This window comes from Mycobacterium sp., assembly GCF_965230835.1.
Classification (GTDB): domain Bacteria; phylum Actinomycetota; class Actinomycetes; order Mycobacteriales; family Mycobacteriaceae; genus Mycobacterium.
In genome coordinates this window covers 3,932,768-3,946,304 of sequence record NZ_CBDDLW010000002.1, presented here as the reverse complement: position 1 = coordinate 3,946,304, position 13,537 = coordinate 3,932,768, and the positions used below count along the sequence as shown (strand labels likewise).

At 62.0% G+C, this 13,537-nt stretch carries 10 protein-coding genes and 1 tRNA gene; 6 read left to right on the top strand and 5 right to left on the bottom strand.

The annotated features are described in order from the left end of the window. Positions 1–290 precede the first annotated feature (290 nt). The gene (locus tag ACO07W_RS18370; RefSeq protein ID WP_421845137.1) at positions 291–2,036 is read right to left on the bottom strand and encodes an N-acyl-D-amino-acid deacylase family protein; all 1,746 of its coding nucleotides are present in this window, start codon (positions 2,034–2,036) and stop codon (positions 291–293) included. Positions 2,037–2,294: 258 nt separating this feature from the next. On the opposite strand from ACO07W_RS18370, the gene ACO07W_RS18365 reads away from it, so the two are divergent. The 4 genes from ACO07W_RS18365 to cysE all read left to right on the top strand — a co-directional run bounded on the left by ACO07W_RS18365 (position 2,295) and on the right by cysE (position 6,798). Further along, positions 2,295–3,206: a TauD/TfdA dioxygenase family protein gene (locus ACO07W_RS18365; protein WP_421845136.1), complete on the top strand. Its 912-nt coding sequence runs from the start codon at positions 2,295–2,297 to the stop codon at positions 3,204–3,206. Between the two features lie 320 nt (positions 3,207–3,526). Next, positions 3,527–4,489, top strand: a complete 963-nt coding sequence (locus ACO07W_RS18360) for a TIGR03560 family F420-dependent LLM class oxidoreductase (RefSeq protein ID WP_421845135.1) — start codon at positions 3,527–3,529, stop codon at positions 4,487–4,489. A gap of 672 nt (positions 4,490–5,161) precedes the next feature. Then, positions 5,162–6,094: a cysteine synthase A gene (gene cysK, locus ACO07W_RS18355; protein ID WP_421845134.1), complete on the top strand. Its 933-nt coding sequence runs from the start codon at positions 5,162–5,164 to the stop codon at positions 6,092–6,094. 2 nt (positions 6,095–6,096) lie between these two features. Beyond that, complete coding sequence (cysE, locus tag ACO07W_RS18350; RefSeq protein ID WP_421845133.1) at positions 6,097–6,798, top strand: serine O-acetyltransferase; 702 nt, start codon at positions 6,097–6,099, stop codon at positions 6,796–6,798. Between the two features lie 70 nt (positions 6,799–6,868). On the opposite strand, the gene ACO07W_RS18345 is transcribed toward cysE, so the two are convergent. Beyond that, positions 6,869–6,944 (bottom strand) — tRNA-Asn (locus tag ACO07W_RS18345). A gap of 181 nt (positions 6,945–7,125) precedes the next feature. Between ACO07W_RS18345 and ACO07W_RS18340 the strand changes: the two genes are divergently transcribed. Next, entirely contained in the window at positions 7,126–7,383 is a 258-nt protein-coding gene (locus ACO07W_RS18340) for a hypothetical protein (protein ID WP_421846087.1), read from the top strand. Positions 7,384–7,395: 12 nt separating this feature from the next. Here ACO07W_RS18340 and dnaG read toward each other — a convergent pair whose 3' ends face one another. The 3 genes from dnaG to ACO07W_RS18325 are packed head-to-tail and all read right to left on the bottom strand — an operon-like array spanning position 7,396 to position 11,298. Further along, positions 7,396–9,366, bottom strand: coding sequence for a DNA primase (gene dnaG, locus ACO07W_RS18335; RefSeq protein WP_421845132.1), 1,971 nt, complete (start codon positions 9,364–9,366; stop codon positions 7,396–7,398). Positions 9,367–9,384: 18 nt separating this feature from the next. After that, on the bottom strand, positions 9,385–9,993 hold the full coding sequence (locus tag ACO07W_RS18330) for a superoxide dismutase family protein (RefSeq protein WP_421845131.1): 609 nt from the start codon (positions 9,991–9,993) through the stop codon (positions 9,385–9,387). Between the two features lie 39 nt (positions 9,994–10,032). After that, the gene (locus tag ACO07W_RS18325) at positions 10,033–11,298 is read right to left on the bottom strand and encodes a deoxyguanosinetriphosphate triphosphohydrolase (protein ID WP_421845130.1); all 1,266 of its coding nucleotides are present in this window, start codon (positions 11,296–11,298) and stop codon (positions 10,033–10,035) included. Between the two features lie 142 nt (positions 11,299–11,440). Here ACO07W_RS18325 and ACO07W_RS18320 point away from each other — a divergent pair, with 142 nt between their 5' ends. Continuing rightward, entirely contained in the window at positions 11,441–13,429 is a 1,989-nt protein-coding gene (locus tag ACO07W_RS18320; RefSeq protein ID WP_421845129.1) for a TPM domain-containing protein, read from the top strand. The last annotated feature ends 108 nt before the right edge of the window (positions 13,430–13,537 follow it).

The following is a 13,537-nucleotide window of genomic DNA, read 5'->3' as shown; positions in this document are numbered from 1 at the left end:
GTGCCTGTGCCGTCTGGACAACTTGCTGGCCCGGTCATAGCACAAGTCTACGAAACCGCTTTCCACCACCAGCGGAACAGAGCCGTCGACTGACTCTCACCAACCGCAGCGCGACACCCCCACAGCCTGCCATCTGATGATCGGCGCCACCTCGACTCGGGACGACCGGCGCGCCAATCGGCAACCACGTCAGCCAGGTAGTAGGAGTCGAGGAGGCTTCCGCGAGGTCGAGGCTTTACACCAACCACCAACAGGAAGATCGATCTCAACAAGCAGACCGGCGTCGTCGATCACCCGCGTTGCTCGGCGCGCTCGAGAGGGGCGGGTTGACGGCCGCGTATCAGTTTTCCAGGCCGTGCGTCGGTCGGCGTGCCGTTGTCGGCGATGATCTCGCCGGAGACGATGGTCGCGACATATCCGTCAGCGGTCTGATCCAGACGCCGGCCGCCAGCCGGAAGGTCATAGATGATGACCGGCTTGTTTAGCCGCAAAGCGGCATGGTCGATCACGTTGAGGTCGGCCTTGTAACCAATAGCAATCCGTCCGCGGTCGGCCAGGCCCGCCACCCGGGCCGGCACCGACGTCAACTCGCGGATCGCGGCGGCCACACTCAACCTTCCGGATGCCCTGTCACGCGCCCAGTGCGTCAGCAAGTACGTGGGAAAGCTTGAGTCACATATCATTCCGTAGTGCGCCCCACCGTCGCCCAGACCCAGAACGGTGTCATCGCGGCCCATCAGGTCGCCCACGGTGTCAAGTGAACTGTTCTCGAAATTGGCCAGAGCACTGAGCAGGATGGCCCGGCCGTCGTCATCGAGTAGCCGGTCGTAGGCTTCCTCCATAGGCGAAACACCACGTGCTCGCGCTCGTGCCGCGACACTGGTCGATGGGTCGGGTTCATAGTTGACGTCATCACCAAGCCGAAAGATCCAGTCCCACGCTTGGACCATGTAGAGCAGTGGATTTTTGGCGTCGGGATCAGGCTGTTCAGACAAAATGCGGGCGCGAACACCCGGCTTACGCATCTCGACCACCCTGTCAGCCAGCGATAAGTGGGCGATCTCTTGATAGCTGGGGTGTAGCACGAACGGATTCAAGGTCAGTTCCAAACCCATCAGCAGCCCAATCGGCCTCGGGAAAACCTGAGCAGTGATGTCGCCGCCACCCGCGTTGGCTTTCTCGATCATGGCGATCGCCTCGGGCCAGATCCGGTCGCCGGTGTTGGCAAAAAGCAATGTGAACGTGACCGACAGCCCCGCTTCCGCTGCCGCGTCGAATACTTTCTGCAGGACCGGCTCATATTCGCCCGCGGGGATGTCCGGGACGAATTGGAGCAGACCCCCGCCGCCTTCGGCTATGCCCCTCGCGATCTCCAAGATCTCGTTCTGATCGGCGTTATAGCTAGGAATCTGTGCGCCGCCTTCAGTTCGGTGAGTAGCCAGTCGCGACGATGCAAAACCTAGTGCTCCAGCCTCGATCGCCTCCTTTGCCAGCAGCCGCATTTGGGCCAGATCTGCCGCAGTCGGCGGTTCCCGATCGACACCTCGTTGGCCCATGACATAAACGCGGAGGGGAGAATGCGGCAGGTACGCTGCGACGTCAATGTCGCGCCGACCGGATTCAAGGGCGTCCAGATACTCCGGGAAGGTCTCCCAATGCCAGGGCAACCCATCGGCCATGACTACCCCGGGTATGTCCTCAACGCCAGCCATTACATCGACGAGCACGTCGTGATCAGCGGACCGACACGGCGCGAAGCCCACCCCGCAATTGCCCATCACAGCCGTTGTCACACCGTGCGCCGAAGAGGGGTTTAGCCGGTCAGACCAGATCGCCTGCCCGTCGTCATGAGTGTGTAGATCAACAAAACCGGGAGTTACCAGCAGCCCGGTCGCGTCGATCTCTCGGTATCCTTCGCGGTCCACCGAACCGACTTCGACGATGACGCCGCCCGAGATCGCGACATCACTGACGTAGGGTTCACCGCCGAGACCGTCGACAATGGTGCCAGACCGGATGATCAAGTCGTAGCTCACCACGAACAGCATACGGTAGGAGAGACACGATCAGCGCCGAGCGCGAAATATCAAGCGGCAAATGCCATATCCGACGAAAGGCTGCTCGCGTGATCGAGCCATCATCCTCGCCATGAATGGTCTCGGCGCCCGCTGTTCGCAGCGACCTGGCACCAGGCGTGCACGCCGCATACACTCGCCGCAGGACGTCTACCCACAATCCGCGTGATTCCCGCACTTGCTTGTCCAAGGGCGATCAAGAAATGAGGTGCGAGTCAATTGTCGAGTGATCTGCAAAGTGATGCACTCACCGTTACTAAGCTAGGTGCCCGGATCGGGGCACGTATCGACGGTGTCCGTCTCGGAGCAAATCTCAAGCCAGATACCGTCCAGCGTATCTACCAGGCACTACTGGAACACAAGGTGATCTTTTTTCGTGGCCAGAACCACCTTGACGATGACGAGCAATACTCTTTCGCCGAGCTACTCGGCACGCCGGCCAGCCCTCCTAAAGCCCTGAGCGTTCCGGACGATTCACCGACCGTGACACCGATCGATTCTGAACAAGGCAAGTTTACCCAGTGGCACACCGACATAACGTTCGTTGCAGAATTCACCAAGGCCGCGATCTTGCGAGCAGTCGTCCTGCCCAGCTACGGGGGATCGACATTATGGGCGTCGACCACCGCCGCCTACGCCTGGCTGCCCAAGCCGCTACAGCTTTTGACCGACAATCTTTGGGCGCTGCACAGCAATCGATCCGGCTACCCCATGCAGCAACCCGTCACGCTCACTGATCAGCAAAAAGAACTGCAGGCCATCTTTAACAGCGCCGACTACCGCACCGAGCATCCGGTCGTACACGTGCATCCCGAAACTGGAGAACGTGCATTGCTGCTTGGAAACTATGTGCGCGGCTTCCTCGGCCTAGATAGCTACGAATCATCGGCCCTCTTCGAACTGCTTCAGAAACGGATCAGCCTGCCGGAAAACACGATCCGATGGAGCTGGCAACCTGGTGACGTCGCCATTTGGGATAACCGCGCCACCCAGCACCGCGCTGTCGATGACTACGATGACCACCACCGTGTCATGCATCGAGTCGGCCTGACTGGCACCGTCCCCGTGGACATAAATGGACAGCAAAGCAGAATTGTCAGCGCCACACGGCTGGAGCCGGTGCCGAACTGATGGATTAGCCCTCAGCAACAATCGCTTCGCCCGATGACGGCAGTTGGCCAAATAATACCTCCTCTTCGCCGAGCGGTGTTGACGTTGATTTCGTCGAGTCAGCAAACGACACAAGTCGCGTTGCCCACGAAGGATTAGCCGAGGCTATCCACCGACAGCGAGGTTTTCTCTTTCTGAGATGCAAAGGACACCACTTTGATTGAAAGTGTGCTGCGCACAGCACCCCTAGTGAGATTCTGATCGGAAAATATTATGCTTCGCCTCGTCTTAGGAACTGCTCCATTCCGGAATCGATTGTTAGATAAGGCATCCTGGTACGCATGGAGTTGATGGTTTTCGCTGCGCCCCTGTCCGGGTCGGCTTTGTATGACCAACAATTACGGTTGGCCCAGGTGACCGAAAAGTGTGGTTATGCAGGATTCGTTCGAGGTGACCATTTTTGGGGCGAGCAGTCACCGGGCTCTACAGACGCCTGGGTGACTTTGGCAGGGCTTGCCCGAGAAACGTTTACCATCCGACTCGGGGTCCTGGTCACTGCGGCGACGTTTCGCTCCCCCGGACTGCTGGCTGTCCAAGTCGCCCAAGTCGACCAGATGAGCGGCGGGCGAGTTGATTTCGGCCTAGGGGCCGGCTGGTATGAACCCGAGCACCGCGCCTTTGGTATCCCCTTCCCCTCCGTCAAGCAGCGCTTTGACCGGTTCGAGGAATCGCTAGAAGTGATAACTGGCCTGTGGCGGACCCCGATTGGTGACCGGTTCAGCTATCAAGGTGAGCATTTTCATCTGGAGGACTGCCCGGCGCTGCCCAAGCCCAGCCAACCAGGAGGTCCGCCGGTCATCGTCGGCGGGACCGGCACCAAGCGCACCCCGGCGCTAGCTGCCCGCTACGCCAACGAATTCAATCATCAACCAGGCAGAACCGACATTGAAGATCCGCTCACTGGGCCGCCCACCGGGATCGAGGTCGCGGCTGCGCAGTACGAGCGAGTCCGCCAGGCGTGCCTGGCCATCAACCGCGATCCCAACGAACTGAGGTTCTCTTACACCATGGCTTTGTGCTGCGGACGTAGCGAGGCCGAGGTCAACGCGCGCGCTGCGGCAATGGATCGCAGTGTTGAGGAACTGCGCGAAAACGGGGGCGCAGGCTCTCCTTCCGAACTGGTCGACAACATCGGCCGCTACTCCGAAGCAGGCGCCAGCCGCATCTACATGATGATCCGCGACATCGACGATCTCGACCACGTCGAGCTCGTGGCCTCCGAAGTGATGCCGCAACTCGGCTGACTTGTGAACGTGCGCGCAGAACGACTCTGGACACCATCTGCCAACCACCAAACAGCCCCGATGCGGACCTTGGCGCTCTCGGCCTGCGCGAGCTTCTGTGACGCAGCTCGCGTAGACCCACAAGCCCGACCGACCCTGATATATCGCCGAGCGCCGAGCTGGCACCGTTGGGCGCTCGCCCATCCAAACCATGGATACCCCGCACTAGGGCAAACCGCTGGACTCACCAGCGACCACAGCAATGAACCGCCACAATGTCTTATAGTGGGCCTATGCAACAGACCGCAAAGCTGCGATTTGTCCTCACGCGCTTCCTCACCGCGCACTGTTGTTGTTGTTGAATCCTGACGCACTGGGACGCTCAGCAAACCTCATGTTTCCCCGCCAAGCGGATGTATTGCCAATGTGCCCGAGCAATGTAGGCAACCCACCGTCTTCAGGAAGATCAACCTCCCATGACCCTGGTATCCATGCCCAGTGACTCACCAACGGTGATGACACGCCGGCAGCCAGTAGCGCCTCGGCCTTACCACTGGCCCCGCGAATCGACAGAAGTTCTGTGCGGCAACACACCAGATTGCATTGGTCGCACCGTCCATGCGCCCGAACATATTGATCCACTTCGACATCAGTGGGATGTCGATTTACCGGCCTACATCGTTGGAGAAGCAGATGAGCATCGCTGAAGACGTAACCAAACTGATCGGACGCACGCCCCTGGTCCGATTACGCCGAGTTACTGAGGGCGCCGTGGCCGACGTTGCCGCCAAACTGGAGTCCTTCAACCCAGCAGGTAGCGTGAAGGACCGCATCGGGGTAGCCATGATTGACGCGGCCGAAGAAGCTGGCTTGATCAAACCAGACACCATCATCTTGGAACCGACGAGCGGCAACACCGGCATCGCGCTAGCCATGGTGTGTGCAGCGCGCGGCTACCAGTGCGTGCTGACCATGCCTGAGACGATGAGCATTGAGCGGCGGATGCTGTTGCGCGCGTACGGCGCCGAACTGGTCCTTACGCCCGGCGCCGACGGCATGGCAGGCGCCATTGCCAAAGCCGAAGAACTAGCCAAAACCGACCAGCGATACTTCGTACCGCAACAGTTCGAAAACCTAGCGAACCCAGCGATCCACTCCGTTACGACGGCGGAAGAGGTATGGCGCGACACCGACGGCAAAGTCGATATCTTCGTTTCCGGAATCGGTACCGGCGGCACCATCACCGGAGTTGCCCGCGCAATCAAGGAGCGCAAGCCATCAGCGCGGTTTGTAGCCGTGGAGCCCGCTGCGTCACCGGTGCTGTCTGGCGGCCAGAAGGGACCGCACCCGATCCAGGGAATCGGCGCAGGGTTCGTCCCACCGGTCCTTGACCTCGACCTGGTCGACGAAATCATCACCGTCGGCAACGACGACGCCCTCACCCTGGCTCGACGGCTCGGTCAGGAAGAAGGCCTGCTCGTCGGCATTTCCTCCGGCGCCGCCGTGTGGGCTGCGCTCGAAGTGGCCCGCCGGGCTGAAAACGCCGGAAAACTTGTTGTCGTCGTCCTACCTGACTTCGGTGAGCGGTACCTGAGCACCGTACTGTTCAACGATCCCGGCAAATAACCATGCTGGCGGCACTGCGGAGTGACATCCAAGCGGCCAGAGAACGAGATCCAGCTCGCCCCAGTGCGCTCGAGGTCATTTTTTGCTACCCGGGAGTGCACGCGGTATGGGGCCACCGGATCAGCCACTGGCTGTGGAAACACCGCGCCCGGTTGATCGCGCGAGCGTTCGCCGAGCTTACCCGCGTGTTGACCGGGGTCGACATACATCCAGGCGCACTCCTCGGCAAAGGCCTGTTCATCGATCACGCGACCGGGGTAGTCATCGGGGAAACCGCCGAAGTAGGCAGGGACGTCACGATCTACCACGGCGTCACGCTGGGCGGCTCGGGCATGGAGCGGGGCAAACGCCACCCCACGGTCGGTGACCGCGTGATCATCGGAGCTGGAGCCAAGGTCCTTGGGGCGATCACGATCGGCGAGGACAGCCGGGTCGGCGCCAACGCGGTGGTGGTCAAACCGGTACCAGCCAGCGCTGTCGTGGTTGGAGTGCCTGGACAGATCATCGGCTGGAGCCATCCCAGTACAGCCGCCTCAGGCACGGGGGCTGACGCGTGGGTTCTACCTGATCTCGTGGGAGCCAGCTTGCAGTCTCTACTCACCAGAGTGGCGCGGTTAGAGGCCCAACACAACGGCCCACGAACTGACCACGTCATCCGCCCGCCTGAGGCCGGAGTCTGGCACGGCGAGGACTTCTCTATCTGAATGCGAGGTACAGCTCAGACAAGACACTTGAACCAATTCACGCCGAGCTGACATGCGGCAACCCACGCACTGGCTCCCCCGGGAGGACTCGAACCTCCAACCCTTCGGTTAACAGCCGAATGCTCTGCCAATTGAGCTACAGGGGACCGCCAAGTCCACGCGAATGCTGGTGCACATCGCGGGACGACTCTAGCGTACTGGCATGCCCGCACCGAACACGAGGGACCAGGCAACCTGATCACACGCACGGACGGGGAGAAGCCTGCGCGCAACCTGGCGCGTGAGGCAGTATGGAGGCCAAACACACCTTTGTCGGGAGGGAACGCTTTGATCGGGTTTGTCGCCGTTCTTGGACTAGGTTACGTGTTAGGCGCGAAAGCCGGGCGCCGCCGCTACGAGCAGATCACCGGCACATGCCGTGCACTAACCAGCAGCCCCGTCGCCAAGTCCATGATCGACGCTGCCCGCCGCAAGATCGCGAACCGGGTGTCACCTGACACGGGGTTCTTGACCCTGACCGAGATAGACGACCAAACGGCCGTCGTCGAGCGTGCCTCCGAAGCGCAGCGGAGAAATTCGTTCTGACGCCGACACAACCTACGCTGTGAGATCGTCGCCGCTGGCTTGCTCGAGCAGGCTGCGCCGATAAGCTTCCATGGCAACTAGGTCGCCGAACAGCGCATGGTACTCGGCGCCCTGGTCAATTGGTGACATGCGCTGCAACTTCGATTTCACCTCGGCGATCTGCTGGCCCACCCACACTTCCTGCAATCGAGCCAACACCCCGGCGATATAGCGCGGCAGTTTCTCGTCGTCGACTTGGATCGCCTCCACACCAAGCTCGCTCACCAGCGCGACAGTCAGCGGCGACGTAATCTGCTGACGCACCGTATCCAGCCACTCAGCCCCGGTGATACCGGCCGAGGTACCTCCGGCCGCCTCGACTGCCGAACGCACCGCTGCGTACCCGGGGTGAGTGAAGCTCTCTGCCGCTAGCGCGTCGAACACCGGACCAGCCAACGCCGGAAATTGCAACGCAGACTTAAGAGCTTCGCGCTGCGCCCAAAGAGTTGGGTCGCGCGGATCTGGCCGTACAGCGGCGGTTTTGGATGGAGGTGCGCCTTGCGCGTCCTGAGTGTCCCGGCGGTGGGGCAAGGCCGCCGAACCGCCGCGGCTGGAGTTCTTGGACTTCTTAGCTTCACTGCGCGCTCGGTCGATGACCTGTGCAACATCGGCCCAGCCGACCCAACCGGCAAGCTGCCGAGCGTATTCGTCGCGCAGCGTGGAGTCTTTGATCTGGCCCACCATCGGCACGCAGCGGCGTAGTGCGGCCACCCTGCCTTCAGCGCTGTCTAGATCTATCTCTTCAATCGCGCTGCGAATCGCGAACTCGAACAACGGAGTTCGCTGCGCTACCAAATCGCGGAGGACACCATCGCCAGCTTTCAGGCGCAGGTCGCAAGGATCCATGCCGTCCGGAGCTACCGCCACAAAAGACTGGCCCGCAAGGTTCTGCTCACCAGCAAACGCCTTGAGCGCAGCAGCGCGCCCGGCCGCGTCACCGTCGAACACATAGATCAGCTCACCGCGAAAGAAGCTGTCGTCCATCATCAGTCGACGCAGCATTGCCAGATGGTCGTCGCCGAAGGCGGTGCCGCATGACGCAACAGCGGTGCTAACTCCGGCCAGGTGCATGGCCATCACGTCGGTGTAGCCTTCGACGACAACCGCCTGATGCGCTTTGGCGATTTCACGTTTGGCCAAGTCGAGGCCGAACATCACCGACGACTTCCTATACAGCAGCGTCTCAGGAGTATTGACGTACTTGGCTTCCATCGGGTCGTCATCGAACAGCCGCCGCGCCCCAAAACCGATCACCTCGCCCGCCGCGCTGCGAATGGGCCACAATAACCGCCGGTGAAAACGATCCATCGGGCCTCGGCGGCCCTGTCTAGACAGTCCCGCAGCCTCCAGCTCTTTAAACTCAAAGCCTTTGCGCAGCAGATGTTTCGTCAGCGACTCCCAGCCTGACGGTGCAAACCCACACCCGAAGCGACGGGCGGCCTCCGCATCAAAATGCCGCTCAGTCAGGTACTGACGCGCCGGCGCCGCCTCGGCGGACTCGAGCGCGTCGGCGTAGAACGCGGCCGCCGCCGCGTTCGCGGCAACGAGCCTGCTGCGACTTCCGCGGTCGCGCTGCACGCTGGTCGCCGCGCCCGTATAACTGATGGTGTGGCCGATCCGATCGGCGAGCAGCTCAACCGCCTCAACGAAGCTGACGTGTTCGATCTTCTGGACGAACGCGTACACATCGCCGCCTTCACCGCAGCCGAAGCAGTGGAAATGTCCGTGGTTGGGCCGCACATGAAACGACGGTGACTTTTCGTCGTGGAACGGGCACAGGCCCTTCATCGAGTCGGCACCGGCACGCCGCAATTGAACATAGTCGCCGACGACGTCCTCAATGCGAGCCCCGTCGCGGATCGCAGCAATGTCGCGATCGGAAATTCTGGACCGACCCCCCGCTCCAGAACGGCCCGCATCCCTTGAACCCGCCGGACCGGACATCAGCTCAGTCTAAGGCTGCTAGGCGGTCCTGATGACTCCACATGCGATCCGCTCCGTCTCGTTGTCACTGTATTTGGCGCCGTGCAGCATCACAGCGGTTCTCTGGCCCGCCAACAGTTCGTCCCTGGTAAACGCATCGGTCGTCGTGACGAGCAAAGCTGAACCATCTTGACGTACCTCTAGCGGCGTCAGATCACCGCTCTCAGGCTGCCCGGTGTGCCCGGGTGCCTGGTAGTGCTCGCCGCCGGACAAGAAATTGCCTCGCGGGCCGCCAGCCGGGGCCACCGAGTTGGGCTCGCACTTTCCGATTGCGTGGACGTGCATCCCGTGGAAACCAGGAGCCAAGACTCCAGCACGAACTGTTTTCACGGTAACGGTGACGTAGCCACGGGCGAAGTCGAAGATCACAGCCACGACAGGCTGGCCGTCAGGCGTTTTCAACTGCGCCGACAACGAATCGGTGCCCGATGCCGGCCTGTTCGTCGCGGCCGAAGACAGCCCGGAGCCGCTGTTTATCGAGGCCGAGCCACTGAGCTGACCGGTCTTCCGCTCAGCCGAACCGCAGGCGGCCACCACCGAGGCGGAAAGCAAAACGAGAAACCTGACAGTGGCGCTGCGTGTGATCATGCCCGGCAGCCTAACGGTCACTGGCGGTGTGAAAACCCACTACGTACGGGCTTGACGTGCCGCGACACGCTGCAAGTGCCCTTCGGTATAGCAGGCGATCTGGTCAACAATGACCCGCAACCGCGTGCCCTCGTCGTCAGCGGCCTGGAACGCCGCAGCAAACATTGGGTCCAATGTCTGCGGTGCGCCGGTATACAGCCAATGCGCCACCCGGTGGATTTGTTCGCGCTGCTGGGCCTGAATCTGCAGATGCCGCGGGTCGGACATGATGAACTGCAGCGCCAGAATTTTTAGCACTGCCACCTCGGCACGCACCACATCAGGCACCTCCAGGTCAGCTTGGTACCGCACCAAAGGCCCCGGGCCTGCCTTAGCACGGGTCGTCGTGATCGCGGCCGAAGCGAATCGACCTACCAGCTCGCTGGTCAATCGCTTCAGCGCAACCGACGCTGACAGCGTGGCATCGTATTTCCCGACCGCAGCCACCACGGGCAGCTCCGACAGCCGTCGCGCTGCCGCCATCAAATCGTCGGCACTCACCCGGGAAAATTCGTCCTCCCCCAGCTTGGCCAGTGCTGCTGCTTCTGCGTCGTCGGCGAGCACGCGCAGGTCGATGCGTTCGGAAACAACACCGTCCTCGACGTCGTGCACCGAATACGCAACATCGTCTGCCCAGTCCATGACCTGGGCTTCCAAGCAGACCCGGCCGGCTGGCGCACGAACGCGGACCCAGGCCGCCTGATCGCGGTCATCGTCGTAGAAGCCGAATTTGCGTCGTTGCTGACCACGCGTCCACGGATACTTCGTGACCGCATCCAGCGATGCTCGAGTCAAGTTCAGACCTGCGCTACAGCCTTGTGAATCAAGCACTTTTGGTTCAATGCTGGTGAGGATCCGGAAATTCTGAGCATTGCCTTCGAAGCCGCCGACCTGGCTAGCGAATTCATCGAGCGCCTGCTCACCGTTGTGCCCGTACGGCGGGTGCCCGATGTCGTGGGCCAGACCGGCCAATTCCACCAGGTCCGGGTCGCACCCCAAACCGATCGCCATTCCCCGACCGATCTGAGCAACTTCCAGCGAGTGAGTCAACCGAGTGCGCGGAGTGTCACCTTCCCGCGGTCCGACAACCTGCGTCTTGTCAGCCAGCCGACGCAGCGCCGCACTGTGCAGCACCCGGGCCCTGTCCCGGGCGAAATGGGTGCGGTCCTGGCTTTCCGCACCCAGCAGCGCCGCAGTCTTCGGCGCTTCGAGCACTCGCCGCTCACAGTCAAAGTCGTCGTAGGGGTCCAACCGATTCGTGATCACCGAGGCACAGTCTGCCAGGGACGCGTCTGCACCGGCCGAAAGAGCGCATCCGCACGATGATCGGTGAATACGATTGCTCGACGTACACGGCGAGCCGTACCGATCACCCGAAGTCCGTAGACCGCCACGATAAGTTAACGGTATGCGCATCGCTCGCCTGTTCAGCATGCTCTTGACAATCGTCATGACCGGACTCTGGCTCGCTGCACCCTCCGGTGCGCAACCGTCATTCCGGCTGCCGGGCTACGTCACCGACCCAGCCGGCGTGCTCACAAATTCCGATCGCGCCACAGTCACGTCAGCCGTCGACAAGCTCTACTCTGAGCGCCGCATCCGTCTGTGGGTCGTCTACGTCGACAACTTCTCTGGGGAAGGCGCGGTAAATTGGGCAAAAAGTACCGTCGCCGCCAGCGAACTGGGCGACCACGACGCCCTGCTGGCCGTCGCCACCGGCGATCGTGCCTATGCGTTTCTGGTGCCGAGCACGCTGCCCGGGTTGAGTAAGACGCAGGTCGACAAGCTGCGGCGTGATCGAATCGAGCCAGCCTTGCGCGGCGGCGACTGGGTCGGCGCCGCCGTTACCGCAGCGAACGGCCTGGGTAAGAAGACCAGTTCATCGGGCCGGACGTCACTGCTCGTGGTGCTTGGCATCTTGATCGTCGCCGTACTGATATTCCTCGTCGTGATGCGCTACCGCGGGCGGCGTCGGCGCGCCGACTCTTTGGCCGCGGCGCGACGAGTCGACCCCACCGACGCGATGGCGCTTGCCGCCGTGCCGCTCGATGCCCTCGATGACCTCTCACGATTGATGGTGGTCGATGTCGACAACGCGTTACGCACCAGTTCCAATGAACTCGCGCTGGCGACCGAGGAGTTTGGTGAACAGCGGACCGCGCCTTTCACTCAAGCAGTGAGCAACGCGAAAACGGCTCTGTCCCAAGCGTTCACCGTGCGCCAGCAACTCGACGACAGTACCCCTGAGACACCACTGCAACGACGCGAGTTACTTACCCGCGTCATCGTCTCAGCGGCGCACGCCGACCGCGAACTCGCATCACAAACTGAAGCGTTCGAGAAGCTGCGCGACTTGGTGATCAACGCCCCGTCCCGCCTCGATCTGCTGACCCGGCAATATGTCGACCTTTCCGCTCGTATCGCCCCGACAGAGCAGCGGTTGACCGAGCTGCACAATGAGTTCGACGCTCACGCACTAGCGTCGGTCTCGGGCAACGCCGCGGCAGCCCAAGAGCGGCTGGTATTCGCCGATCGCAACGTCAGCACCGCACGTGACCTGGCCGCTCAGACGGTCCGCGGACAACAAGCCGGTTTGGTGGACGCCGTTCGCGCCGCCGAGTCAGCGCTCGGGCAAGCCCGCAGGCTGCTGGATTCGGTAGACAGTGCGGCCGGCGACATCCGGCACGCGGTGGCCACACTGCCGTCAGTCAAAGCCGACCTACAGGCGGGCATCAGACGCGCAAACGAACAGCTGCAACAGACTCTAAAACCGACATCGCCGCGCACCGGCGAGGTGATCGCCGCTCGCGACGCCGCGGCCAGAGCTTTGGAGACCACCAACGCTGGCGGAGCCGGCGATCCATTGGCCATGTTTGCCCAGCTGAGTAAGGCCGACGCCGATCTCGACCAGCTGCTGGCCACCCTGGCCGAAGAACAAGCGACCGCTGATCGGATCGCCCGATCGCTTGAGCAAGCGTTGTTCACCGCGCAATCGCGAGTTCACGCAGTGTCGGAATACATCGATGCGCGACGCGGCAGCGTCGGGCCCGAGGCCCGAACCCGGCTTGCCGAGGCGAACCGGCAGCTCCAAGCTGCCTACGATAGAAAGACGAACAACCCAACCGAAGCGATTGCCTACGCCAACGCAGCGTCGACACTGGCCGCGAAAGCTCAGTCGCTGGCCAACTCCAACGTGCGTTCGGCTCAGCGTGCCTACACTCGACGCCGCAGTAACGACGCCGGCGCGATCCTCGGCGGCATCCTTATGGGCGATCTGCTCAGCAGAGGTATGCGGGGCGGGTTCGGGAGCTCGATGCCTACTTCGTTCGGCGGCTCCCCGAATACATCCGGCGGCTCGTCCGATGGCGGCTTCATCGGCGGCGGCGGGCGGTTCTAACAACAGTCCACAACATGCAACTGTGCGCGCCCCCGCACGAACACCCAATGCTCGTGCGGGGGCGCGCACAGTTCACAGTCGGCGGCGGGCGAACCACTCGCCCGCGTG